Source organism: Sphingorhabdus profundilacus (assembly GCF_009769755.1).
GTDB lineage: Bacteria > Pseudomonadota > Alphaproteobacteria > Sphingomonadales > Sphingomonadaceae > Sphingorhabdus_B > Sphingorhabdus_B profundilacus.
This window is the reverse complement of record NZ_SDWJ01000001.1, coordinates 1,000,226-1,024,975: the sequence shown is the minus strand read 5'-3', so window position 1 is coordinate 1,024,975 and position 24,750 is coordinate 1,000,226. Positions and strand designations below refer to the sequence as shown.

At 52.5% G+C, this 24,750-nt stretch carries 22 protein-coding genes; 13 read left to right on the top strand and 9 right to left on the bottom strand.

Features of this window, described 5'->3' with window-relative positions; genetic code table 11:
• The first annotated feature begins 334 nt into the window (after positions 1–334).
• From EUU23_RS04685 to EUU23_RS04660, 6 genes are all read left to right on the top strand, one after another.
• Positions 335–1,585, top strand: coding sequence for a lipoprotein-releasing ABC transporter permease subunit (locus EUU23_RS04685; RefSeq protein WP_160352923.1), 1,251 nt, complete (start codon positions 335–337; stop codon positions 1,583–1,585).
• On the top strand, positions 1,578–2,249 hold the full coding sequence (locus EUU23_RS04680) for an ABC transporter ATP-binding protein (RefSeq protein ID WP_160352922.1): 672 nt from the start codon (positions 1,578–1,580) through the stop codon (positions 2,247–2,249). Before EUU23_RS04685 ends, EUU23_RS04680 begins: the two co-directional genes overlap by 8 nt.
• A gap of 26 nt (positions 2,250–2,275) precedes the next feature.
• Positions 2,276–2,764 carry a glutathione peroxidase gene (locus tag EUU23_RS04675; RefSeq protein ID WP_160352921.1) on the top strand — a complete coding sequence of 163 codons (489 nt, stop codon included), beginning with the start codon at positions 2,276–2,278 and terminating at the stop codon, positions 2,762–2,764.
• 73 nt (positions 2,765–2,837) lie between these two features.
• Positions 2,838–6,314, top strand: a complete 3,477-nt coding sequence (gene dnaE / locus EUU23_RS04670) for a DNA polymerase III subunit alpha (protein ID WP_160352920.1) — start codon at positions 2,838–2,840, stop codon at positions 6,312–6,314.
• Between the two features lie 24 nt (positions 6,315–6,338).
• Complete coding sequence (locus EUU23_RS04665; RefSeq protein ID WP_160352919.1) at positions 6,339–7,937, top strand: long-chain fatty acid--CoA ligase; 1,599 nt, start codon at positions 6,339–6,341, stop codon at positions 7,935–7,937.
• Between the two features lie 3 nt (positions 7,938–7,940).
• Positions 7,941–8,378: a DUF1330 domain-containing protein gene (locus EUU23_RS04660; protein WP_160352918.1), complete on the top strand. Its 438-nt coding sequence runs from the start codon at positions 7,941–7,943 to the stop codon at positions 8,376–8,378.
• 2 nt (positions 8,379–8,380) lie between these two features.
• Here EUU23_RS04660 and EUU23_RS04655 read toward each other — a convergent pair whose 3' ends face one another.
• Genes EUU23_RS04655 through EUU23_RS04640 form a run of 4 tightly spaced genes read right to left on the bottom strand, consistent with a single transcriptional unit; the run spans position 8,381 to position 12,529 of the window.
• On the bottom strand, positions 8,381–9,469 hold the full coding sequence (locus EUU23_RS04655; RefSeq protein WP_160352917.1) for a PA0069 family radical SAM protein: 1,089 nt from the start codon (positions 9,467–9,469) through the stop codon (positions 8,381–8,383).
• A 42-nt stretch (positions 9,470–9,511) separates the two neighbouring features.
• A complete protein-coding gene (gene moaB, locus EUU23_RS04650) occupies positions 9,512–10,039 on the bottom strand; it encodes a molybdenum cofactor biosynthesis protein B (RefSeq protein ID WP_160353538.1) in 528 nt (175 codons plus the stop codon).
• Positions 10,026–11,768, bottom strand: a complete 1,743-nt coding sequence (locus EUU23_RS14340) for a transglycosylase SLT domain-containing protein (RefSeq protein WP_160352916.1) — start codon at positions 11,766–11,768, stop codon at positions 10,026–10,028. The genes moaB and EUU23_RS14340 overlap by 14 nt, the downstream gene beginning before the upstream one ends.
• The gene (locus EUU23_RS04640; protein WP_160352915.1) at positions 11,765–12,529 is read right to left on the bottom strand and encodes a uracil-DNA glycosylase; all 765 of its coding nucleotides are present in this window, start codon (positions 12,527–12,529) and stop codon (positions 11,765–11,767) included. The genes EUU23_RS14340 and EUU23_RS04640 overlap by 4 nt, the downstream gene beginning before the upstream one ends.
• Before the next feature lie 115 nt (positions 12,530–12,644).
• On the opposite strand from EUU23_RS04640, the gene EUU23_RS04635 reads away from it, so the two are divergent.
• Genes EUU23_RS04635 through EUU23_RS04605 form a run of 7 tightly spaced genes read left to right on the top strand, consistent with a single transcriptional unit; the run spans position 12,645 to position 20,848 of the window.
• Positions 12,645–14,285 carry an electron transfer flavoprotein-ubiquinone oxidoreductase gene (locus EUU23_RS04635; RefSeq protein ID WP_160352914.1) on the top strand — a complete coding sequence of 547 codons (1,641 nt, stop codon included), beginning with the start codon at positions 12,645–12,647 and terminating at the stop codon, positions 14,283–14,285.
• Positions 14,286–14,316: 31 nt separating this feature from the next.
• Positions 14,317–15,897 carry a tetratricopeptide repeat protein gene (locus EUU23_RS04630; protein ID WP_160352913.1) on the top strand — a complete coding sequence of 527 codons (1,581 nt, stop codon included), beginning with the start codon at positions 14,317–14,319 and terminating at the stop codon, positions 15,895–15,897.
• Positions 15,894–16,733 carry a 4-(cytidine 5'-diphospho)-2-C-methyl-D-erythritol kinase gene (locus EUU23_RS04625; RefSeq protein WP_246156095.1) on the top strand — a complete coding sequence of 280 codons (840 nt, stop codon included), beginning with the start codon at positions 15,894–15,896 and terminating at the stop codon, positions 16,731–16,733. Before EUU23_RS04630 ends, EUU23_RS04625 begins: the two co-directional genes overlap by 4 nt.
• A complete protein-coding gene (locus EUU23_RS04620) occupies positions 16,730–17,476 on the top strand; it encodes an N-formylglutamate amidohydrolase (RefSeq protein WP_160352912.1) in 747 nt (248 codons plus the stop codon). The genes EUU23_RS04625 and EUU23_RS04620 overlap by 4 nt, the downstream gene beginning before the upstream one ends.
• Before the next feature lie 26 nt (positions 17,477–17,502).
• Complete coding sequence (ilvD, locus tag EUU23_RS04615) at positions 17,503–19,224, top strand: dihydroxy-acid dehydratase (protein ID WP_160352911.1); 1,722 nt, start codon at positions 17,503–17,505, stop codon at positions 19,222–19,224.
• Positions 19,225–19,240: 16 nt separating this feature from the next.
• Complete coding sequence (locus EUU23_RS04610) at positions 19,241–19,618, top strand: hypothetical protein (protein ID WP_160352910.1); 378 nt, start codon at positions 19,241–19,243, stop codon at positions 19,616–19,618.
• A 30-nt stretch (positions 19,619–19,648) separates the two neighbouring features.
• Complete coding sequence (locus EUU23_RS04605; protein ID WP_160352909.1) at positions 19,649–20,848, top strand: class I SAM-dependent RNA methyltransferase; 1,200 nt, start codon at positions 19,649–19,651, stop codon at positions 20,846–20,848.
• Here EUU23_RS04605 and EUU23_RS04600 read toward each other — a convergent pair.
• The 5 genes from EUU23_RS04600 to EUU23_RS04580 all read right to left on the bottom strand — a co-directional run bounded on the left by EUU23_RS04600 (position 20,838) and on the right by EUU23_RS04580 (position 24,720).
• The gene (locus EUU23_RS04600) at positions 20,838–21,275 is read right to left on the bottom strand and encodes an MAPEG family protein (protein WP_160352908.1); all 438 of its coding nucleotides are present in this window, start codon (positions 21,273–21,275) and stop codon (positions 20,838–20,840) included. The two genes, EUU23_RS04605 and EUU23_RS04600, sit on opposite strands and share 11 nt — an antisense overlap.
• Before the next feature lie 12 nt (positions 21,276–21,287).
• Positions 21,288–21,716 carry an MAPEG family protein gene (locus EUU23_RS04595; RefSeq protein ID WP_160352907.1) on the bottom strand — a complete coding sequence of 143 codons (429 nt, stop codon included), beginning with the start codon at positions 21,714–21,716 and terminating at the stop codon, positions 21,288–21,290.
• Positions 21,717–21,783: 67 nt separating this feature from the next.
• Entirely contained in the window at positions 21,784–22,989 is a 1,206-nt protein-coding gene (locus EUU23_RS04590) for a type III PLP-dependent enzyme (RefSeq protein ID WP_160352906.1), read from the bottom strand.
• 128 nt (positions 22,990–23,117) lie between these two features.
• Positions 23,118–24,272 (bottom strand): carboxynorspermidine decarboxylase, encoded by a 1,155-nt coding sequence (locus EUU23_RS04585; protein WP_160352905.1) that lies wholly within the window; start codon positions 24,270–24,272, stop codon positions 23,118–23,120.
• 61 nt (positions 24,273–24,333) lie between these two features.
• Positions 24,334–24,720 (bottom strand): GxxExxY protein, encoded by a 387-nt coding sequence (locus EUU23_RS04580; protein WP_160352904.1) that lies wholly within the window; start codon positions 24,718–24,720, stop codon positions 24,334–24,336.
• Positions 24,721–24,750 lie beyond the last annotated feature (30 nt).

Sequence of the window (24,750 nt, the reverse complement as noted above, 5' to 3'; positions counted from 1 at the left end):
CGAACAAGATGGTGAAGACGCAGAAATTTTCAAGAGTGCAAAAAACAAGACCGCCCGGATTGTTCCGGACGGCCTTATTTGCAGCTTTGCTAGCGCATTTTTCAGTCCCTGCCGATCCCCACCGGCGGGGCTGACTTTTCCCCCTGAACCCTCGGCCACGCGGGCTTCGACGAATTCCAAGCTGTCATCATCCTGCACACGCAATTTTGCAAACCTTAGTGAATTCTACCCGACGCTTTTTCAAAAGCTGTTGCAAGCCTGCAACAACGCTTGCCAGCGGCTTTAGCCGCTTCTAAGAGCGCAACATGCCCAAAATGTTGAATAAAGGCCGCCGATGATCCTGTCCCGCTATGAACGGATGGTCGCACGTCGATATTTGCTGCCTAACAAAGGTGAGGGCTTTATCTTCCTAGTTGCCAGCATCAGCCTGGTTGCCGTTGCACTCGGAGTCGCCGCGCTGATTATCGTTATGAGTGTCATGAACGGGTTCCGGGCAGAGTTGTTTGATAAAATCGTCGGGCTTAATGGGCATGCCGTCGTGCAGGGTTATGGCGGAAGGTTGCAAGACTGGCGACAAGTGCTCGCTGATGTCAAGGCAACTCCCGGTGTCACTAATGCGACGGCGCTGATCGAACAGCCGTTATTGACCACATATGAAGGTCGGGTTGAAGCCATATTGGCGCGTGGTATGTCGGTTGCCGATATCCGTGACAACGAAACTTTGAACGGCAAAACTGTTGCCGGTGATTTAAAGGAACTGAGTGCAGGCGAGGACAAGGTCGCGATTGGTTCGCGTCTCGCGCAAAATCTGGGTGTGCAGGTTGGGCAAAGCATAACGATCATCAATCCGGCGGGCCGAACTACGCCCTTCGGGACCGTTCCGCGTGAAATTTCTTATGAAGTTGCCGCCATCTTCGAGGTCGGCGTCTATGACTATGACAAGGCGTTTGTCATCATGCCGATCGAGCGGGCGCAGGTGTTGATGCTGTTGGGTGATGAAGTCGGTATGATTGAAATCAAGACAAATGATCCCGATCAGGTCAACCAGATATTGCGACCCTTATTGCCCAAAATCGAAAATAAGGGCCTGATTGTTGACTGGAAAAGCATGAACGCATCGCTATTTGAAGCGCTGGCGGTGGAACGGGTAGCAATGTTTGTGGTGCTCTCGATCATTGTACTGGTTGCGGTGTTCAACATATTGTCATCGCTCATCATGCTGGTTCGCGCCAAGACCCGTGATATTGCGATATTGCGAACTATGGGGGCATCACGCAAATCGTTACTGCGGATATTTATGACCGTGGGCTTGTTGATCGGGTCAGCAGGCATAGTCCTCGGATTGGTTTTAGGGGCGATATTCTTGTATTTCCGGCAATCGGTGGTGAACTTCGTGCAACTTGTGACCGGCCAGAATTTGTGGGACCCCTCGATCCGCTTCCTGACCGAGTTGCCATCACGCACCGATCCTATGGAAGTGCTGGCGATTTGCGGTCTGGCCTTGCTTTTCAGCTTTCTTGCAACATTATATCCGGCCTTGAAAGCGGCAAGTACGGACCCTGTGCAGGTGCTGCGTTATGAGTAAGATTGTCGAATTGACCGATGTACGACGTACATTCGTGCAAGGTGATATCACAATAGAGGTGTTACGCGGCATCAACCTGGCTGTAGAAACTGGCGAATTGGTTGCCTTGCTGGGGCCGTCCGGGTCAGGCAAGTCCACCTTATTGCAAGCAGTTGGACTGCTGGAAGGCGGATTTTCCGGATCGATCAAAGTCGACGGAGAAGAGGTCGCTACGGCCAGCGTTGATCGCCAGACCGAAATCCGTCGGGAAAAGCTTGGTTTTGTCTATCAATTCCATCATTTGCTGCCTGATTTTGATGCGCTTGAAAATGTGATACTGCCACAATTGATTGCCGATGCCTCTCCTGCTGCTGCCCATGAACGCGCAACGCATTTGTTAAACAAGCTTGGCCTTGCCGAGCGGCTGCATCACCGACCCTCCAAATTATCTGGCGGCGAACAGCAACGTGTGGCTGTCGCCCGAGCATTGGCCAACCGGCCCAAGCTGGTTTTGGCCGATGAACCCACAGGCAATCTTGATGAACATACTGCCGATGTCGTATTGGGCGAATTTATGGCGCTTGTACGGGGTGAAGGATCGGCGGCGATTGTTGCGACGCATAATGAGCGACTCGCGGCAAAGATGGATCGTGTATTCAGGTTGCATGAAGGTGTATTGGCTTAGAGTCAGGACCTTAGGGGAGAGCAGTAATGTCATTATATGATTTCAATGTAAAAATGCCCGGTGGCCGGGAAGAAGCGATGACTGAACACGCAGGCAAGGTGTTGCTGGTCGTCAATACTGCTTCGAAATGTGGGTTCACTCCACAATATGAGGGACTTGAGGCTCTTTATCGCACTTATAAGGATCAAGGTTTTGAAGTTCTTGCCTTTCCTTGCAATCAGTTCGGCGCGCAAGAACCCGGGGACGAGGAAGAAATCAAGAATTTCTGCTCTTTAACATATGATGTGTCTTTTCCATTGGCAGCCAAGGTGGATGTAAATGGGGAGAATGAGGACCCGCTTTGGCATTATCTAAAGAAACAACAGGCCGGTTTGATGGGGTCACGCGGGATCAAATGGAATTTCACCAAATTCCTCGTTGATCGAAAGGGCAATGTTGTCGCCCGGCACGGCCCTCAGGTAAAACCCGCTGCATTGGCGAAAGATATTGAGAAATTATTGGCGCAGGTCGCATAACTCGGAAAACTTTCCACAGCCAAGCAGCCTTGCGAAATTGCCGAATCGGTCCGGTGCAGCCTAAGCTGTGCCAATGGCCTTTGTCCCGTTCATACCATTGCGTGTTTTTTCGGCATATACCATGCTGGAAGGGGCAATAGAGCCGAAAGCCATTGGTGAAACCGCTAGGAAACTGGGCTTTCCAGCCATTGCCATTTGCGACCGTAACGGGCTTTATGGTGTCATGCCTTTTCAGGATGGCGCGAAAGCAAAGGGTATACAGCCGGTTATCGGGACCTTGCTGGCGGTGCGACGGCCTTCGGGTGACGGGCAATTTGTTCGCGACTGGTTGCCACTCTATGCACAGGATGAAGCTGGTTATCATAATTTGTGCCGCCTTGTATCCATGGCGCATCTCGACCGGCCCGAGGAATTTGATGCACATGTTACTTTTGAACAGCTAACGGGCCTGACCGATGGCGTCATTGCACTGACCGGCGGCGGCGAAGGGGCGCTGGCGCGCTTGCTTGCGGCGGGGCAGGCAAATACGGCACTGGATTATCTGCACCGGTTGAAGACTTTGTTTCCTGACCGACTCTATGTAGAATTGAGCCGACGCCGCGACCCGGTGGAAGATGCAGCAGAAAGTGCGCTGATCGATTTGGCCTACGCGCATAACGTACCTCTGGTCGCTACAAACCCCGCATTTTTTGCCGAGCCGGAATTTTTCGACGCGCATGATGCCATGCTGTGTATTGCCGATGGTGAATATGTCGAAAATCAGGACCGCCGCAAAAGCAGTCGCGAAACCTGGATCAAAACCGGTAAGCAGATGGCGGAACTATTTGCCGATGTGCCTGAGGCGCTGGCCAATAGCTTGGTTGTTGCGAGACGCTGTGCAATCGGTGCACCTTATCGTAACCCAATCCTGCCCAGTCTTGCCGGTGACCGGGCCGCAGAAGACAGGCAATTACGTGATGATGCGCGCGCTGGACTTGAAAAGCGTCTTGAGACCGCTGGTATTACCGACTTGGCCGAGCGACAGCTCTATTTTGATCGGCTGCAATTTGAAGCCGATGTCATCTGCACAATGGGCTTCCCCGGATATTTCCTGATCGTTGCGGATTTCATCAAATGGGCAAAGGAGCAGGATATTGCAGTCGGACCGGGCCGTGGATCCGGCGCTGGATCGCTGGTGGCGTGGGCGCTCACGATTACCGATCTGGACCCCATCAAACTTGGCCTGCTGTTTGAACGGTTTTTGAACCCGGATCGTGTGTCGATGCCCGACTTCGATATCGATTTCTGCGAAACGAGGCGGGGGGAAGTTATCCGTTATGTGCAGAAAAAATATGGCTCACGGCAGGTTGCCCAGATTATCACTTTCGGAAAGTTAAAGGCCCGGGCAGTGCTGCGCGACACCGGCCGCGTTCTGCAAATGAGCTATGGTCAGGTTGATCGTCTGTGCAAGCAGGTTCCCAATCACCCCACGGATCCGTGGGATTTGAAGCGTGCGCTTGGTGGTGTGGCCGAACTACGCGAAGAATATCGGCGCGATGACCAAGTCAGGCGGCTATTTGATCTGGCAATGAAGTTGGAAGGCTTGCCACGTCACAGTTCAACCCATGCGGCAGGTGTGGTCATTGGCGATCGGGAATTGTCCGAACTGGCGCCCTTATATCGCGATCCACGTTCGGACATGCCGGTTACGCAATTTGACATGAAATATGTCGAAAGCGCTGGTCTGGTAAAATTCGATTTTCTCGGGCTGAAAACATTATCGGTCTTGCAGAAAGCAAGCCAGATGCTTGCCAAACGCGGTGTCGAAATCAATCTTGACCTGTTGCCGCATGATGATCCGGCTGTGTATGAATTGCTTCAACGGGGTGATACGGTCGGCGTGTTCCAGCTGGAATCCGAAGGAATGCGAAGGACATTGGCCGCGGTTAAGCCGACCAATTTTGGTGACATCATCGCGCTCGTGTCGTTGTATCGACCGGGACCCATGGATAATATTCCGATGTTCGGTCGCCGAAAAAATGGCGAAGAGACAATTGAATATCCGCATCATTTGCTGGAACCAGTTTTAAACGAAACCTACGGAATTTTTGTTTATCAGGAACAGGTTATGCAGGCCGCGCAAATATTGGCGGGCTACAGCTTGGGCGAGGCCGATCTTTTACGCCGTGCCATGGGTAAAAAGGTCCAGTCGGAAATGGACGCGCAGCGCGGACGTTTCGTGACAGGGTGTGCGACGCACGACATTCCACCCAACCGTGCCAATGAATTGTTTGATTTGATCGACAAATTTGCCGGCTATGGTTTTAACAAGAGCCATGCGGCGGCCTATGCTGTACTTGCTTACCAGACTGCCTGGTTAAAAACGCACCATCCCGAGGAGTTTTTTGCCGCATCCATGTGCTTTGATATGCACCAGACTGACAAGCTTGGTATTTTCATTGATGATATGCGTCGACTGGGCATTGTCTGCTTGCCGCCCGACGTCAATCGCAGCGAAGCCGAATATATTGTCGAAAGTGATGGTGAAGGGGGGCTTGCTGTTCGTTATGCCCTGGGCGGCGTAAAAAATGTAGGCGAACGTGCGATGGAAGTGTTGGTGGCTGAACGTGATACCGCTGGCCCTTTTGCCAGCCTTGATGACTTTGCCAACCGGGCTGATCCTGCACAATTGAACCGACGCAGCCTTGAAAATCTTGCGGCATCGGGTGCGTTTGATTCACTAGATTCCAATCGGGCAGCGGTCCATGCCGCCGCCGAAACCTTGTTGGCAGCAGCACAATCTGCACGCGATTCGCGTGAAAGTGGCCAAGGCGGGCTATTTGGTGAAGGTGGATCCGATATCGCAAAATTGCGGATCGACCAGAATTTGCACTGGACTTTGGGCGAACAGATGAACCGGGAAAAAGAGGCGTTTGGCTTTTATTTTTCGGCCCACCCCTGTTCCCAATTCGATGCCATCGCTGCCAGTCACGGTGCGAAATCATATAGTATTTGGCTTGAAAGCGGTCCAATCCCAGAAGGCGTGCGCCGCGCCGCAACAATGTCAGCCTTGATCGAAGGCGTTCGCTGGCGAGAATCACGCAAAGGCAAGCGTTTCATGGTTGCCGACTTTTCCGATCAAAGCGGCCAGTTTTCGGTACGCTGTTTCGATGAAGCCGTCGGCGTGCAATTGTCCGAATGGGCGAAAGAAGCGGCTTGTCTATTGCTTTCGTGTGAAATGGATATGCGGCCGGGTGATGAAGTTCCCAGCTTTACGGTTAAGAACGCAAAACCACTTGCCAGCCTGACAAGCAATGCGCGTCTGAAGATGCAACTTGATATTATTAGCGAAACGGGGATGTCGCAACTGGCGCAACTGGTGGAACCCTTGCATGGTGGTAAAAGCGAACTGGTGGTCAAAACGCGCACAGCAGATGGCCGATGGACACATATCATGCTGGGCCGCCGCTACCAATTGGACGCGTCATTGCTGGATAAAGTGAAATCGATAGAAGGTGTCGATAATGTAGAGCTTGCGCCCTTGGGGCCTGTTTTGGCATTGGTACATTAAAGATATAAAAAACAGGAGAGAACAATGCAGGGCAGCATGCAGGATTGGGACCTTCGGGTCACGCAATTGATCGACTATGCGGCGCGTGAGCATGGCACCCGTGAAATTGTGACGCGCTGGGCCGATGGCAGCATTGAACGCTCAAACTGGGCCGGCGTTGCCGACGAGGCTCGCAAATTGTCGCAAGCCTTTAACGGATTTGGCCTTGAAAAAGGCGACCGCATCGCAACCTTTGCGATGAACCACCACCGTCATCTTGCGGCATGGTATGGTGCGATCGGCTTTGGCGGCGTAATTCACACTGTCAATATTCGGCTGTTCGACGAAGACCTGATCTACATCATGAATCATGCCGAAGACAAAGTATTGATGTATGATGCTGCGTTTCAACCCGTAATCGAACGATTAAAGCCGCATTTAAAAACGGTTGAGCATTACATCATATTTGATGATGCCGAAAGCTATGGCGCCTTAATAGCTGCCCAAGACGGTCATTATGAATGGGCTACAGGCGACGAACGCGACCCATGCATGCTGTGTTACACCAGCGGCACAACAGGCAACCCAAAAGGTGTTTTGTACCAACATCGATCAACAATGTTGCATGCGATGGCCGAAATTGCACCGGCAATATTCGATCTCAGCCCACAAGCAGCGTTGCTTCCGATCGTGCCGATGTTTCATGCCGCCAGTTGGGGTCTGCCTTTTGCAGGAGCTGCAGCAGGCGTTAAATTTGTTTTTTCGGCAACTAATGAAGCGCCGATTTTGCACCGGCTGATACTGGATGAAGGCATTACCCATAGCGCAGGCGTTCCCACCGTGTGGCTTTCCATGTTTGGGCATCTTGATGCGGAATCCGCTGCGGGGCGAGATGCGTCGCTTGGCAAACTGCGTTTGGTGACCATCGGCGGATCTGCGGCGCCGCGTGGCATGATCGAACGATTAATGAAATCAGGTGTTAGGGTCAGCCATGCCTGGGGAATGACGGAAACTTCACCCATCGGCACAATGGGCGCGCCGACACCTAATTGGGATGAGTTGACACTTGATGAACAAATAGATGTTGTTTGCAAACAGGGCAGGGTTCCTTTTGGTGTCGAATTGCGGGTCATTGACAAGGATGGCAATGTGGCCCCGCGTGACGGTGTGACATCGGGTGCCCTCCAAATTCGCGGCCCTTGGGTAATCAAACGCTATTTCAAGGCCGACGCCGACACAGTCGATGCCGAACAGTGGTTTGACACAGGGGATGTGTCGGTATTGCACCCGGATGGGACAATGCAGATTACCGACAGGGTGAAGGATGTGATCAAATCGGGCGGGGAATGGATTAGTTCCGTCGAGCTTGAAAACATCGCCGTAGGTTGTCCCGGCATAGCGGAGGCGGGTGCGATTGGTATACCCCATCCCAAATGGGACGAACGGCCCGTACTGATTGCGGTGAAAAAGCCGGGGGCAGACATAGACGAAGCCGCAGTGAAAGCCTATCTTGCGGAACGTATCGTTAAATGGTGGATGCCTGACCGCGTTTTATTTGTCGATGAATTGCCGCACACTGGAACCGGTAAAATTCAAAAAGTAGCCTTGCGTCAACAATTCAAAGACTTGGTTTTGGAGGGTTAAGTTATGACCGACGCCTATATTGACCCTACGCGTGAAGCATTTGACCTATTCAAATCCTTGCCGCGCGACGTGCCGATCAATATGCTGAACCTGCTACGTTTCAATGCCGTAGCGCGCTATCCAGCCGACCATCCACATGCATCTCAGGGTTGGAGCGGGGAACAAGCCTATCGTGAATATGGCAAAACGAGCGGTCCGATTTTCCAGCGTGTTGGCGGTACGATCATCTGGCGCGGCCAGATGGAAGCGATGGTTATAGGTCCGGATGACAAGCAATGGGATATGTCGTTCATCGCCCGTTACCCCAACAGCGCCGCATTCATGGATATGGTCACCGATGCCGAATATCGAAAAGCAGTCGTAAACAGGCAAGCGGCGATCCAGACGAGCAGGCTGATCCGTTTTAAACCATTGGATGGCGACGAAAGCAGCTTTGGCTAAGTCTAAAACAGGCTGAGTTGCCCATCGCAATTGGGTGGTACAAACAAGTCGCTTCGTATGTTCCATTTGGAATTGTCGAGTGCATGTTTGGCTTTGGCGATCCGTATCCGTGACCTTATCAAATCGGCCCAAGCGCCGACACCGAGCATCCGGCTGAAAAAGGCCGGGTCATTGTCTTTACCACCTCGTAGATCATGAATGATGCGCATCACCTTGTCCGCCCGGTCCGGAAAATGCATATCCAGCCAATTACGAAACAATGGTGCGACTTCATGGGGAAGGCGGATGGGGATCCACGATATGCTGCGCGCACCATGAACGGCAGCGGCGGCCACGATCGATTCAATTTCATGGTCAGTTATCGCAGGTATGATCGGCGCGATATTTACATGTACATAAATTCCGGCATCGGCCAAATCGCGCACCGCATCCAGCCGTTTCATCGGTGTCGATGCCCTTGGTTCCAATATCCGCGCAAGCTTTGCATCAAGTGTGGTAACCGAAAGCGCAACTCCTGTCAGTTGATCCTTCGCCAGATCAGCCAATAAGGCAATGTCATCCGTCACTTTTGCCGACTTTGTCGTAATGACGATCGGATGGCGTGTTTCGGCCATCACTTCCAGTATTTGGCGGGTAATGCGGTAAGTTCGTTCAATGGGTTGATACGGGTCGGTGTTGGTGCCTATCGCAATCGGTGCCGGACGATAACCCGGCTTGGAAAGTGTTTTGCGTAAAAGCTTTGCAGCATCGGGTTTGGCAAATAGCCGACTTTCAAAATCCAGACCTGGGGAAAGATCATGAAAGGCGTGGCTAGGGCGGGCGTAACAATAGATGCAACCATGTTCACACCCTCGATAGGCATTGACGGATCTGTCAAAAGGAAGGTCGGGGGATGTATTGAAACTTAAAATGGATTTGGGATGTTCCTCGGTCACTGTTGTACGCAATTGCGGCGCACCACCATCATGTACCTGGCATCCGTCCATCCAGTCGCCATCCCATTCTCGATCAGGTAGATTAAACCTCAGAGAAGTCCGGTTTGAAGGAGCGCCGCGCCCTTTTTTCGAGTCAGGATGGTTTGCCTTTTGCACATGACCTTTATTGCACAAGTTCAGGAACAAATAAAGAACAAACTAGACCTCGCGTAGTCTTGGCATCAATTCCACAAAGTTACAGGGCCGATGTCGACTGTCGAGTTGATGCACCAGAATTTGGTCCCAGCCATCTTTCACCGCGCCATTTGAACCGGGAAGAGCAAATATATAGGTCCCCCGTGCCAATACAGCGCAGGCACGCGACTGGATCGTGGAAGTGCCTATATTGGCAAAGCTGAGCCACCGAAATAACTCGCCAAAACCGGGAATATCTTTCGACTTTACACGATCCAAAGCTTCCGGCGTGACATCACGGCCGGTCAGTCCCGTTCCGCCTGTGGATATCACCACGTCAATGCGCTCGTCATCGATCCAATTGTGCAGACGTGCGGTGATCATCGCGACATCGTCGCGTAAAATCGCACGTTCGACAATTTTATGACCTGCTGCGGCGATCCGGTCCGCCAGAATATTCCCGCTGCTATCATCATCGGTCGTGCGGGTATCGGACACCGTCAATAATGCGATGTTCACGGGCTTGAACGGGCTGCTTTCATCGAGCGGCAATGGAACCTCCTGATATGCGGCGGGCGACGACATTTCCTTCACCATCGGGAAAATTGGGCCAGAGAAGTTGTGCAAGCCCCGTTAGACTACCTGATGCCTTGTTTTCACGCATTTCATAAATCCAGTAATTCCGCAAAACGATGGTAACGTAACCGCGCGTTTCCCAATATGGAATCGATTCAACAAAAAGTAATGGATCGCCATTGTCGCGTATTTCCAAATTCCATCGGGCCAATGGCGTCGGTCCGGCATTATAGGCCGCGATAACTTTGGGCAAAAGCCCACCGGTCGCTGGCATATCCCGTAATCTTTCAAGATAAGACTGCCCATATTCAAGATTGACAGATGGCAGGCTCAGTTCGGATGGCGTGACGCTGTTTCCGCGGGCGCGCGCAATATCTTGCGCGGTGCCCGGGCGCACTTGCATCAGGCCGCGGGCTCCCGCCGCACTGACTACATCGGTGCGAAACGACGATTCTTGCAAGGTATGTGCATAAACAAGCGACGGCGAAACGCGCCACCCACCGCTTGGTTCCCAATTCGGCATGGGATATCTGGACATGGCACTGCTTTGATCCCGCGATGGCCCATAATGTCCCAACCAAAATTGGGTCGAAGCAAGGTTGAGGGATCCGGCGAGTTGCGCCAAATTAGAATGCTGACGCGCATCACCGATTTTTGCCTGATAACGTAAAGCCTCATCGGCCAGTTTCGTCTGCCCAATTTCGGTCAACGCAACCGCCAAAAATGCGTTTTCCTGGGATTTTAGGGCGTTCCAATCAAGCTTGGATATTTTCGCCGCTTTGCGGGCGATCGGTTCCATGCCCAATGATTCACTCGCCAGAAGACCGTAAAAAGTTTCGGGCAATTGTGCGGCCCGTTGCATCCGGGCCTGTATTTGTTGTGGCTGCTTTGCCGCCATCGCCGCACGCGCGCTCCAAAACAGCCCAGCAGCTTTCAAATCGTCATTTGTCGCCAGCCGCGCAACCGTATCAAATGCGTCGAAGGCGCTGTCAAAATCCTTTAAACGCCATGATGCAAGGCCATAGGCCCACGCTGCCTGCGTTCCCCATTCCCCGCCGCCTACGCGGGCAATACCCGCCAAGCGCTTTGCCGAGAGGTCATCATTTTCAATATAGTAGGACCAGGAAACGCGATATCGCAATTCGGTGAGCGCATCGGGAGACAGTTCGGCCGACTTGCTTTCCAACAACAATTCTGCGGATGCCGGATCATCATTTTTAATGAAAAGCTGCAATTCGTTTCGCAATGCATCGCTTGCAACATTATTTGGCAAATCCCGCTTGGGCGCGCCGCCAAGCCACGAAAATCGGCGGATGCCAGGGCGTTCTGGAAGTGATTCAACGCCTCTTTTACGTGCCATTCTCGCCAATTGTTCAGCCTGCGGCAAATAGGGTGCGCTTTGTAACAGCGCTTGCAATTTCGCAGCATCGACAAGGGGGCTATTGGGGGCAAGATAGAGTTCGGCGGTGGCCATGGCGGCCATTGGCCCTGGCGGTGCTATCGCGATCAGTTTTTCGGCCTCAACCCATTTTTCACCGCGAATAGCGCTATAAATGTCGGCAAAGGCTGCTTTATCATTGGCATTCAACACGGTAGGTGCGGGCTGTGCCGACACAATGGCCCGGAATCCTTCGCTGGTATTTGCATGTACCGTCGACAAAGGGGCCAGTGCAGTTGCAAAAAATAGCAGCGTAGTTTTTTTCACAATTCCGACCTTTTTGCAAACATCTGCAAATCGCGCCAAGCTTGAGCTTTCAAGGATGGCCGTGCGATTAATGTCCGCGGATGGAATGTCGTCATGACAGGCATGCTGATCCCGTCATGGTTAATTTTCCCTAAAATCCTGCGTGATTTCAGAAGTTCTTCGCCGAGCAGAGCATTGCATGCCGACGAGCCGAGCAAAATGATAGCATTGGGTTTAACCAATGCAATCTGATGCCTGATAAACTCTGTCAATTGGGGAAGAGATTCGTCGGGAATTTCGCCGGTTGACGGGCGGGTCGTTGCAAGTGCGGTCCAATAGCAGGCGGACAAATCAATCTCGATGGCAGCCAGCATTTTGTTGAGCAAGGCACCTGATGCACCACCGTCCAGAGCGCCGCTCGCCAGATCATCGGCGTCGGGCAAATCGGATACGATCACTATATCGGATTTTGCAGGTCCAACGGCTGGTAGTGACGCTGTGCCGAATTTATTCCCCGGCAAATCGGCGCCATTGGCAATCATGTCTTTAAGCCGATCAATATCACCGGGCCATGCAATCAGAGATTTGGTCGCTATCGAAATGGCAGGGGCTGCCGTTTCGATTTTACTAAAATCCTGCTTTTCAACAGATTTTTCCAGTGCATCAATGGCCAGCCAATTCACCGTCTGATCGGACACCACAGCATCAAGGCCCGCAAGATTCCACCAACTGGTAAGAGCTTCGACCATGTGCGATGCGGTGATTTGTCTCTGCTGCTCCATATTTCCCTTCAGTCACCGGTTGACGGCGGGGTCAATTGCTTGGCATGGCAATATTCCGTAGGTTGTTCGATATTCAGGATGGCCCGAATAGAAGATGGGGTAAAGGAAAAAGGCGATGAGTGAACGGGAATCGATGCCTTATGACGTTGTAATCGTTGGCGCGGGGCCAGCAGGTCTTTCTGCGGCGATCCGCATCAAACAGAAATCGCCCGACACCAGCGTGTGCATCCTTGAAAAAGGATCGGAAGTAGGCGCGCACATTCTTTCGGGTGCGGTTATCGATCCAAAGGCGCTGGATGAACTGATTCCTGATTGGCGCGAACAAGGATGCCCGCTTGCCGAAGTGCCGGTCAATGACAATCAACATTGGGTATTGACCAAAACAGGCAAGTTCAATGTGCCGCATATTCTAACCCCGGGGTTCATGCACAATAAGGGTACCTATACAGGATCGCTGGGAAATTTGTGTAGATGGCTGGCCGGGCAGGCAGAAAATCTCGGCGTTGAAATTTTTCCCGGATTTTCCGCTGCGGAAATTTTATATAATGACGATGGCTCGGTAAAGGGTGTCGCGACTGGCGACATGGGCATCGCCCGTGATGGCAGTCACAAGTCGGACTATACCCAAGGTTTGGAGCTCCATGCAAAATACACATTTTTTGCAGAAGGCGTGCGCGGTCATTTGACCAAATTGCTGAAACCTAAATTTGCACTTGATGCGGAGTGTGAACCGCAAGTTTATGGCATCGGTATCAAGGAATTATGGGATATTCCGCCCGAGCAGCATCATGCCGGACGCGTGATCCACAGCCAAGGCTGGCCATTGAGCGATGCCAATGGCGGGGCATTTTTATATCATCAGGCGAATAATCAGGTCGCTTTAGGTTTTGTTGTCTGGCTGAATTACGCCAACCCATATTTGTCGCCGTTTGAAGAATTGCAGCGTTGGAAAACACACCCTGAAATCAGGAAAATACTGACGGGTGGCAAGCGTGTATCTTATGGTGCGCGTGCGATTAGCGATGGTGGTTTCCAGTCCGTCCCCAAGCTGGCATTTCCAGGTGGCGCGTTAATCGGATGTACCGCAGGGTTTTTAAATGTTCCGCGTATTAAAGGCACGCATACGTCAATGAAGTCGGGCATGTTGGCAGCAGATGCAGCAGTCGACGCGCTTGCCGCAGGGCGTGCACATGACGAACTTTCGGCCTATCAAAGCGGTTATGAAAATAGCTGGATTTATAAAGAACTGGCTATTGTTCGCAATGTCCTTCCCTTGGTTGAGAAATTCGGGAATTTCTGGGGCACGATGTTCGCCGGTATTAACATGTGGCTCGAAAATTTCGGTATAAAGATGCCGTTTACGATGAAGCACCATGCAGATCATAAGGCGCTCAAGAAAAAAGTAGATTCAACGCCTATCCAATATCCAAAGCCTGATGGCGTTTTCAGTTTTGATCGGTTATCTTCCGTGTTCTTGTCAAATACGAACCATGCCGAAGACCAGCCAGTACATTTACAAGTGAAAAATTTGGACTTGCAAAAAACAAGTGAATTCATGGAATTCGCAGGTCCATCGACCCGTTATTGCCCTGCTGGTGTTTATGAGTGGATTGAAGAAGATGGCAAGGAACCGCGCTATCAAATCAATTCCCAGAATTGCGTACATTGCAAAACGTGCGACATCAAAGACCCGAACCAGAATATCAATTGGGTATCTCCGGAGGGTGGCGGTGGGCCAAATTATCCAAATATGTAAGATTTCATGTGGCTTCGCTTTACTTTTAGCCATGCCGGCAATTGGTGAAGCAAAAACAGAAAATCTCGCCGAACGCTATGTTTCTGCCCGTGTTGCGGAAATCGGCGAGCTGGACAGTATCGCAGTTGAGGGATATCTCAAATTGCAGGCCACAATACCTGAGAGCGAAATACTCGCGGACAGGCTATTTGTCGCTGCAGTCCGGTCAGGAGATATGCCCGCAGCTGTGCGTGCGGCGCGTGGCCAGTCGCAGAACAAAAAAGGTAATGCAGAAACCGCATTAATATTGTTTGCCGAAGCATGGCGTCAGCGTAATTTTCAGTTAGCCGACCTCGCCGCCGATGAACTTTCTGGCAGGGGCAATCTTGCGTTCATGTCGCCGGTTCTCAAAAGCTGGTTGAGGATCAAACAGGGCCAACCTGCCGGATTTGCTGAAGTTGATCCGGTAAAAAATGGTGTGCTTGCCTATTATTCGACTGATCAGCGGATTTATTTTGATTTGGCAGCCGGTCAATTAGATGCGGCAAAGACGGGATTGCGTTCAATCTCCTCACAAAAAGGAGATTATGTCCGCAATGTCATGATATCCGGCGCCGAAGCTTTCGCTTTTGAAAATAGCGACGCTGCCTTTGCTACGGCGTTGATGCGCGCTGCGGCAGGCTCGGCGGCGGCTAAAAAGATTACACCGGCAAAAATGACCGCTGATAACGGCTTAGCGACATTTTACGCCCGAATCTCCACCGCGTTGACCGAGCAGAGCCAGCCGCAGGAAGGCCTTGTCCTTGCCCGGATCGCGAACTGGATTGCGCCATCGCGCCCGGATGTGCTGTTGGCTTTGGCAAATAGCTTACTTGCCAACAAACTTCAGGGTGAAGCTCTGGCTGTGCTGGAGACGGTGCCGCTGGATTCGCCTTATTATCCCGCGGCACTTGAAAGCAGGATCGCTTATTTAATAAAAGATGATAATCCCGAACAGGCACTGGTCGTCGCCAAAGAGGCCGTTGCGCGGGATGCGACGTCTGTTTCAAATCAATTGCTGGAGGCGCGAGCCCAGCAGGCGGTCGGCAATTTAGCCGAGGTTGTTGGAATATATCGCGCAATTACCAATGCACAGGATTTTGGAAAACTGGCACCACGGCAGCAGGCCAATTATCGCTTGTTGCTTGCGTCCGCACTCGAACAAGCCAATGAATGGCCCGCGGCAAAGGCGGAGCTTGAACGCCTGCTCGTCACAGATCCCAACAACGCCGAAGGGTTGAACCTATTGGGATATTCTTTGCTCGAACGTGATGGGGATATCACCAAAGCATTGGCTTTGGTCAAGCGCGCCTATGAAATAAGCCCTGATTCCAGTGCCATAGCCGATTCCCTCGGCTGGGCCTATTATCTCAAAGGGGATGTTGCAAGCGCTTTGCCGTTGCTTGAAAAGGCTGCGAAAGCGGCGGGGTCGGACGTTGCGATAAACGAGCATCTTGGCGACACATATTGGGCATTAGGACGCCGACGTGATGCCCGTTATGCCTGGCGTGTCGCCCGCTATAGCTCCGACGGCACAACTGCGGAGCGGCTGTTACAGAAAATCGATACCGGATTATCCGGGCCGAAGCCTTGATCGCCCCGGCCTTGGAGACGGCCTATGCCAAAATCAATCTTGCCCTCCACGTTCGCGCGCGGCGTGCGGATGGTTATCACCAACTCGAGACTGTCTTTGCCTTTCTGGACCAGGGCGATCACCTGACATGTGCGAATTCCGATCGATTTTCTTTGACCCTATCCGGCAAATTTGCGGATGGGCTCGCGGATGAATCCGTCAGTGATAACCTGATATTTCGTGCGGCAAATTTATATGCGGGCGGTGTCGCACCAGCTGTTGCATTTTGCTTGGAAAAAAGCCTGCCGATTGCAGCGGGATTGGGGGGTGGATCCGCCGACGCTGCTGCGGCACTCCGTTTACTCAACACTTGTAGCAGCGCGCCTTTACCGACTGAAAGGCTGCTTGAAATTGCAGCATTGCTGGGGGCAGATGTCCCGGCCTGTATAGGTAGCGTTCCCGTCACGGGGCGTGGTATCGGAACGATGCTGGAACAGGTTGAAAATGATGTCAGCGGCTTGTCTTGTTTGCTCGTTAATCCCAATAAGCCGCTGTCGACAGCGCCGGTTTTTCGAGCATGGGATGGTCTTGATCGCGGGCCAATGCCGCAAGGCTCGGCCCGCGACATCCTGTTGGGCGGTAGAAATGATCTGGAGATTCCGGCGATAAGATTATGTCCAGAAATTGCCGAAATTCTCCTATTTTTGAAAAGCACACGCCCTCTTGTATCACGCATGTCTGGTTCAGGAGCGACCTGTTTTGCACTTTATGAAGATGCCGGAATGCTGGAACAGGTTCGTACTGAAATTTCGGCTATGCACCCGGGATGGTGGACAATGGCAGGTCAACTGCGATGACGGACGCACCTTACCGCATATTGGGCGTACCTGTGCCAAATGGCCTGCTGATCGTCGGCGACCACGCATCCAACAGAATTCCACCGGACATTGATCTTGGGATCGCCCCCGACCAAATGCTCCGCCATATTGCATGGGACATTGGCGTTGCTGATGTCGCGGAGCATATAGTAAATGATTATCGCTGCGCTGCGATATTGGGAAATGTCTCTCGTCTTGTAACCGATTTGAATCGATATCCCGACGAAAGCGATGTCATACCCGGTCAAAGTGACGGGCTTTTCATTCCGGGGAACTGCCTGGATGGAGAGGCGCGGGCCGCAAGGATTGGTAGATATTATACGCCCTACCATGATCGGCTGTCTTCGATTTTGCAGGATCAGCGGCCAGCACTCATCCTTTCCATCCACAGCTTCACCCCGCGGTTAAGCAGCCGACCGGACGAGCAGCGCCCATGGGAAGTCGGGATATTATATAATGACTTCGAAATTCCGTCGAAACTCGCGATCCGCTTTTTGGATGAAGCGGGAATAAAGGTGGGCGATCAATTGCCTTATTCAGGTAAGGCGCTGAACGCGACGATGAACCGCCATGCCGAGGCCAATTCTATTCCCTATATCGGCATTGAATTGCGCCAGAATGAGGTTGAACATAGTGCAGGACAGGTAAGATTCGCACGGATATTGACCGAAATGTGCCATTATGTTTCAGAAAAGCTTGGCTTGGGGTTGCAAAAGCCATAGAGGCGCGCCTGTATCAGGAGTTAAAAATGCCGCATCAATTTGACAAATCGAAATTGCCCAGCCGTCACGTTTCGGTGGGGCCAGAGCGCGCACCTCATCGCAGCTATTATTACGCAATGGGCCTGACTGCTGAAGAGATTGCCCGTCCTTTTGTGGGCGTAGTTTCGGCTGGAAACGACAGCGCCCCATGCAATACGACACTTGACGCACAGGCGGATATCGCCCGAAAAGGCGTGGAGCAGGGCGGGGGGATGCCTCGCCGATTTAACACGATTACCGTTACTGACGGCATCGCCATGGGTCATCAGGGCATGAAATCATCCCTGATTAGCCGTGAAGTCATCGCGGATTCGGTGGAATTGTCGGTTCGCGGCCATTGCTATGATGCGTTGGTGGGTTTTGCCGGATGCGACAAATCGCTGCCGGGTATAATGATGGCCATGTTACGTCTGAACGTACCGTCAATCTTTGTATATGGCGGTTCGATCTTGCCGGGCCGGTACCGGGACAAGGATGTGACGGTTAAAGATGTGTTTGAAATTGTTGGTAAATATGCCGCTGGTGCATGCCCATTAGCTGAAGTTGAAGAGTTGGAACGTGTCGCCTGTCCAGGGCATGGGGCATGTGGTGGTCAATATACTGCAAATACAATGGCGTGTGTTGGCGAGGCGATTGGCCTGTCACTACCAAACAGCAACATGGCGCCAGCGCCCTATTCCACGCGGGACCAGATCGCCCATGCAGCGGGCGTGCAGGTTATGGATTTGCTTGCCAAAAACATCAGGCCGCGTGACATCTGTACGCGCGAAGCTTTTGTAAATGCAGCACGAATTGTTGCTGCTACGGGCGGCTCCACCAATGGTGCGTTGCATTTACCTGCTATGGCCCATGAAGCCGGCATTGCTTTTGATTTGTTCGATGTCGCCGATATTTTCAAAACAACCCCCTATATGGCCGATTTGCAGCCCGGTGGGCAATTTGTAGCCCGCGACATGTATGATGCAGGCGGAGTGTATATGCTGATGAAATCCCTATTGAGCGAGGGGCTTTTGCATGGCGACTGCATGACTGTCACCGGCAAGACACTGGGGGAAAATATCGAAGAGATTACCTGGAATCCTGATCAAAAAGTGATTTACCCCGCCAATGCGCCAATCACGCCAACGGGCGGCGTCGTCGGTCTTCGCGGAACACTTGCACCCAATGGAGCGATTGTAAAAGTCGCCGGAATGGAGCGCCTGACATTTACAGGCCCTGCCCAAGTGTTCGATTGCGAAGAGGACTGTTTCGCCGCGGTGGAAGCGCGTCAAATTCGCGAAGGTTCGGTCATCGTTATACGCTATGAAGGGCCAAAGGGTGGCCCCGGAATGCGCGAAATGTTGTCGACCACTGCCGCGCTCTATGGTCAGGGCATGGGCGAAAAAGTGGCGTTGATAACAGATGGACGCTTTTCAGGTGCGACACGGGGGTTCTGTATCGGGCATGTTGGACCTGAAGCAGCAGATTGCGGACCAATCGCACTGATTGAAGATGGCGATGAAATCATGATCGACGCCGACAAGGGCGTCATTGATCTTAATGTCGCCACCGAAATATTGGAAGAGCGGCGCAAGCGCTGGGTTCCGCGTTCAACGGATTATGCATCAGGCGCACTTTGGCGTTATGCCCAGAATGTCGGCCCAGCCTATCAAGGCGCGGTTACGCATCCCGGCGGAAAGGCCGAGACTCATATATATGCGGATATCTAGGCTAGCCGTTTCATATTTGATTATTTTGACCCTGTCTGCTTGTGGTGGCGGGGACCAGAGCGATGCCGAACGGAAAACCGCACAAGATGCCGCCCGCAATGGCAAGGTGGAGTGTGCATTGTCAGGTTCCTCTCGTTTTGAACGCATATGTTCAACCGAGCAGAGTGCAGGTGGTGACGGTCAGATTCTGGTTATTCGTCATCCGGATGGCGGATTTCGACGCTTTAATATATTGACCGATGGCAGGGGGCTGGTGCCAGCCGACGGGTTTGACGAAACACGGATTATCGTGTTGGACAAGGGTCTGATCGAAGTAAGCTCGGGCGACGATAAATACAGATTACCCGCCCAGATAAAAGGAAATCAGTCAGAAAGCGGTAAAGACGCAGGTTGATTGCCATCGGCATCACGGGCATGGGGCGCTATGACCGTTTCAAATGAAGTTATCAGGGTCGCTGCACGAGGCGACGGCGTTACCGCAGATGGCCGCTATGTTGCCCATGCCGCGCCCGGCGACCTGCTTGATCCATTGGGAGGCTTGATTCACGGACCGCATCACGCAACCCCGCCATGTCGGCATTTCCCCTTGTGCGGCGGGTGCCAGTTACAGCATCTTGATGAAGACAGTCTGCGGACCTTTATCGCGGGGCGTGTGACGCACGCATTGGCCACGCAACAGGTGGACATAGGCGAGGTGATGCCGGTTCATCTTTCGCCCCCGACATCGCGGCGCCGCGTCGCGGTGCGGTCGGCCTGGGCTGGCAAGCAATTGCACTTAGGGTTTAGTACAGAAAAAAGTCACCGCATTATAGATCTGCAACAATGTGACGTCATGGCGCCTCAATTGTTCGCGCTTCTAAATCCATTGCGTGCACTGATTGCGCCGCGCCTCAATCGTGCACGGCAGGTGCAGATAAAACTGGCCGTGGTGGATCAGGGCGTTGATGTGCTGATTGAAAACTGGATTGCCAATGATCTGGACACACATGAAGCGCTGTCCGAATTTGCAAAAACCTATCACCTAGCCCGCCTTTCGCTGGATGAGGGCTATGGCCCCGTTCCATTCTGGGAACCTGAGCCTGTTACTATATCATTGGGCGGGGTGGCCGTTGCTTACACGCCTTATGGATTTTTGCAGGCAACCTGTGATGGAGAGGCGGCGTTGATCGCGGCAGTCCATGAAATTACCAGTGGCAAAAGCCTGATTGCCGATTTGTTCGCCGGATTAGGTACGTTTGCTCTTTCTTTTGGTACTGGCGTCAAAGTTTATGCAGGTGAAGCGGATCGAGAAGCAATAACGGGGCTTAAGGCCGCTGCGGGTCGAGCAGGGCGTTCCATTTTTGCCGAACATCGAGATTTATTCAGACGGCCACTCAGCGCCGGGGAACTGAACAAGTTTCAGGCCGTCATACTCGATCCCCCGCGGGCGGGCGCAAAAGAACAGGTTGCACAACTGGCCGCATCCGATGTGGGCGATGTTGCTTATGTCAGCTGCAACCCAGCCAGTTTTGCCCGTGATGCCAAAACATTGGTCGCTGCCGGATACAGGCTGCAGCGGATCTGGCCGATTGGTCAGTTCCGCTGGTCAACCCATATCGAGCTTGTCGGGCAATTTACCCGTTAGTAAAAACGGCCATCATAGCATGTATTGTCAGCGCCATGAGTGCCAAAGACGATAAAGCAAAAAGCGTGAAGCGGACAATGATACGATTCCACAATGCCTGAACCAGACTATGTGCGATGCGTAAGCCCACATAGGCCCAGGCAATGGTCGCGTTCAGACCATCGCCCCAACCGGAAATCGCAAGCAACAGGGCAACGGCATAAAATACCGTAGGTGCTTCATGCAAATGGTTGTAATTATGGGCTATCCATTGGATATGAGAAGGCAATAGCTGATCCAGATCGCTTCCCTTGCCACCCGTCCATTTGTTCAGATCCAGTTCCTTCACCTTTTGCATGGCGGGAATTCGGGTGATGTACATCCAAACCCACATAATCATGGTCCATGCGGCCAGTACCGCCACGGGCTGAAGAATATCGCTATGCATTATAAAATCCCCCTAAATTGTTGCTATGACGGCATGCACGGCAAGCACCACCAGACAGATGGTTGCAAGAACGAATATCGAAAAACGCACCATCACCACATTGAACAGTGATTGGTAAAGCGAATGAATAATCCGTAAAATCGTATAGCCCCACGCCAAATTGACCATTGAAGGCGTTGATGCACCGGCCACCGCGATAATCAGAACCGCCGCATAAAATATCGTCGGTTGCTCCATCAAATGCGTGTAATTATGGGATTTCCAATTCACATTGGCGGGTAACACAGCCTCTAAATCCTGTCCGCGACCGCCCGGAGGTGCGGCTTTAAGATCCATCCCGGATTTGAATATGGCAGGAAAACGTGTGGCTGCCATCCATAGAAGCATCACGAGCGACCAAGCGACCAGCACGGCTGCTGGTGCCAATATTGACGTATCCATGTAAAGACCCTCTCTGTCTATTATGACAGGGAGGGTGCTTCACTAAAATTAAATTGTCAATTGCAACTTATTGGTGGGATGTAGATGTCCGCATCGGCCGATGGACAGCGTCATTATCGCGAACGTCGCCATAAAGTGTTGCCATGGGCGCATCCTCGACAATAATCGTTTCAGTCTCACCAAAGCCGTTAAACTCGGTCCGCATCGCGCAACCATAGGCGCCAAGCATCCCGACTTCGATATAATCACCGGCCTTGATATCGTCCGGCAAGATAAATGGCCCCGCCATATAGTCCATATCGTCACAGGTAGGGCCGTAGAAGCTGAATTCGGCCATTTGTGTGCCAATCGCCGTGTTCGAGCGCAACAATGTCACAGGGAAGCGCCAGCCAACATGGGCGGCGTCGAACAATGATCCATAGGCACCGTCATTTATATACAGTTCGCGGCCACGCCGCTTTTCCACCCGGACCAGCAATGACGCATATTCTGCACATAGGGCGCGACCCGGTTCGCACCAAAGCTCTGCTGAATAGCTGATTGGCAAATCTTCGAACATTGTGTGGATAACGTCGAAATAGCTTTCCAGATCAGGGGGCTCCATACCGGGATATACTGACGGAAAACCGCCGCCGACATCCACTATATCGACCGTTACAGACGCTTTTACAATGGCCGCACGAACATGCCCCATCGCTTCGGCAAAGGCCGCAGGGGACATTGCCTGACTGCCAACATGAAAGCATATTCCCAAGGCGTCGGCGACTTGTCGCGTAGCGACGAGCAGGTCCGCCACCTCCGACGGATCGGCCCCGAATTTGGACGCAAGACTCAGTTTCGCATGTTCGGACGAAACCCGAATGCGGACGCACAGTTCAAGATCGGTTGCGCCCTTGGTGGCGCGCACAATCTTTTGCAGTTCTTCATGACTGTCGAGGCTGAATGTACGAACGCCGTGGTTGTGATAAGCCTGCGCGATGGCACGTTCGGATTTTACCGGGTGCATGAAGCACAATTTCGCATCCGGCAAAAACTTGTTCACCAACCGGACTTCGCCAAGCGATGCAACATCATAATGGGTAATGCCGGCATCCCAAAGAAGCTCAAGCAGGGCAGGTGAGGGATTGGCCTTAACCGCATAGAGCGACTTACCCTGAAACTTCTCAACGAAGAAACGGGCAGCGCGCGTTGCGGCGTGCGGGCGAAGGAGCGTGATTGGTTCGTCCGGGCTTGTGCTCCGGACTACAGCAAGTGCGTCGATGTTCTCGTACAACTCAAGGGACCCCCAAAAAATAAACAGAAACAACAAGGCTGCCTTGCGGTTATTGGAAGTCCCCCTGGGGCAGCGGATGAGCGCATTATGAAAAACAGGGACGGTTGTAAAGCGATTCGTGTAGTTTTTTAGCTGAGCCGGTCCCGGAACTCGGTCCAATCGAATTGCTTGACGCATTTCAACTCGTCTGTCGCGCTGTTCCAGAGCCATATGGAGGGCAAAGGTACACCATTGAAGGTGTTTGTCTTGACCATAGAATAATGGGCCTGATCGAGGAAGGCGAAGCGGGCACCGGGTTCGGCAGATACGGGCAATCGGTAATCGCCGATAATATCGCCCGCCAAACAGGATGGGCCGCCAAGGCGGATGGCAGGGCCATCATCCCGTTCGCCAAGCATGGCGGGCCGATAGGGCGCCTCAATGACATCGGGCATGTGGCATGTGGCGCTGATGTCCGTAATCCCGACGCCGATGCCATTTTCAAACATGTCGAGCAGTTCGCCGACCAATATCCCTGCATCTAGGGCAATGGCTTCACCAGGTTCCAGATAAACGTCGAGACCGGTCTCGGCCCGAACCGATTGCAGAAAGGAGATCAACTCTTCGCGCTGATAATCCGCACGAGTAATGTGATGGCCGCCGCCAAAATTGAGCCATTTGATCTGGCTGAAATAGGGTGCGATTTTGGGTTTCAGGGCGTCCCATGTCCGTTTGAGCGGAGCAAAATCCTGTTCGCATAGCGTATGGAAATGCAGGCCAGAAACACCTTCGAGATGTTCCGCCCTCAACTGGCTGACTGGAAAACCGAGGCGTGAGCCCGGAGAGCAGGGATCATATTTGGCGACCTCGCCCTCGGCATGTTCGGGGTTGATACGTAGACCGACATCGGTGCTGTCGTTCAGGAAAGAGGCAAAGCGGCGGTGTTGGGTCGGGCTGTTGAAGATCACATGGTCCGAGATGCCAACAATCTCCGCCATGTCGGCTTCTTTATAGCCCGCGCAATAGGTCGCAATTTCGCCGCGATATTTCTCGCTCGCCAAGCGGGCTTCCCACAATCCGCTGGTGCAGACACCGTCGAGATATTCGCCGATAACAGGCGCTAGTTCCCACATGGAAAAAGCCTTCATGGCAGCCAGAATCTTGGCGCCCGATCTTGCCTTCACATCGGCCAGAATGGCAAGATTTCGCCGGATCGCCATTTCGTCCACGACAAAGGCGGGCGAGGGGACGCGGTTTAAATCAAATCGGGCAAAGGCCCCGGGATCGCCAGCTTTGGTTTCCATATTATCATCCTGTTTTTGGTTCTCGCAGAGACGTTGAGTTCGCGCAGGGACCGCAGAGAGCCTATTCTGGTTTATAGTCGTTCACCATACGACGGATGCCGTCCTTCATGGTTGCTTCGGAAAAATTCAGAAGCAACCCGACGGGCTGCTTAAATATCCTCAAATAGGTAAGCAATTGACGGGCATGGGCCTTGTCCAGTCTTTCCACAGACTTGATTTCGAGAATGAGTCGATCATCGACCAGAATGTCTATTTTAAATGCTGCTTCGAATGCATGATTATCAAAAATGAGCGGTACGGGCACTTGCCGAGCTACTTTCAGCCCCCTTGCTTCCAACCCGCCAGCTAAAATCGTCTCGTAAACGCTTTCGAACAAGCCTGGCCCAAGCTCTCTATGGATAGAAATGCATTCATCCACAACGATAGCGCTGATTTCATCAATTCGCATTCATACCCCTTTGCGGTCTCTGCGTGATCT

Excerpts from the sequence above, each read along its gene's own strand:
- EUU23_RS04685 (WP_160352923.1), top strand. The coding sequence starts at position 335 with ATGATCCTGTCCCGCTATGAACGGATGGTCGCACGTCGATATTTGCTG.
- EUU23_RS04680 (WP_160352922.1), top strand. The coding sequence starts at position 1,578 with ATGAGTAAGATTGTCGAATTGACCGATGTACGACGTACATTCGTGCAA.
- EUU23_RS04675 (WP_160352921.1), top strand. The coding sequence starts at position 2,276 with ATGTCATTATATGATTTCAATGTAAAAATGCCCGGTGGCCGGGAAGAA.
- dnaE (WP_160352920.1), top strand. The coding sequence starts at position 2,838 with ATGGCCTTTGTCCCGTTCATACCATTGCGTGTTTTTTCGGCATATACC.
- EUU23_RS04665 (WP_160352919.1), top strand. The coding sequence starts at position 6,339 with ATGCAGGGCAGCATGCAGGATTGGGACCTTCGGGTCACGCAATTGATC.
- EUU23_RS04660 (WP_160352918.1), top strand. The coding sequence starts at position 7,941 with ATGACCGACGCCTATATTGACCCTACGCGTGAAGCATTTGACCTATTC.
- EUU23_RS04640 (WP_160352915.1), bottom strand. The coding sequence starts at position 12,529 with ATGGAGCAGCAGAGACAAATCACCGCATCGCACATGGTCGAAGCTCTT.
- EUU23_RS04635 (WP_160352914.1), top strand. The coding sequence starts at position 12,645 with ATGAGTGAACGGGAATCGATGCCTTATGACGTTGTAATCGTTGGCGCG.
- EUU23_RS04630 (WP_160352913.1), top strand. The coding sequence starts at position 14,317 with ATGCCGGCAATTGGTGAAGCAAAAACAGAAAATCTCGCCGAACGCTAT.
- EUU23_RS04620 (WP_160352912.1), top strand. The coding sequence starts at position 16,730 with ATGACGGACGCACCTTACCGCATATTGGGCGTACCTGTGCCAAATGGC.
- ilvD (WP_160352911.1), top strand. The coding sequence starts at position 17,503 with ATGCCGCATCAATTTGACAAATCGAAATTGCCCAGCCGTCACGTTTCG.
- EUU23_RS04605 (WP_160352909.1), top strand. The coding sequence starts at position 19,649 with ATGACCGTTTCAAATGAAGTTATCAGGGTCGCTGCACGAGGCGACGGC.
- EUU23_RS04600 (WP_160352908.1), bottom strand. The coding sequence starts at position 21,275 with ATGCATAGCGATATTCTTCAGCCCGTGGCGGTACTGGCCGCATGGACC.
- EUU23_RS04595 (WP_160352907.1), bottom strand. The coding sequence starts at position 21,716 with ATGGATACGTCAATATTGGCACCAGCAGCCGTGCTGGTCGCTTGGTCG.
- EUU23_RS04585 (WP_160352905.1), bottom strand. The coding sequence starts at position 24,272 with ATGGAAACCAAAGCTGGCGATCCCGGGGCCTTTGCCCGATTTGATTTA.
- EUU23_RS04580 (WP_160352904.1), bottom strand. The coding sequence starts at position 24,720 with ATGCGAATTGATGAAATCAGCGCTATCGTTGTGGATGAATGCATTTCT.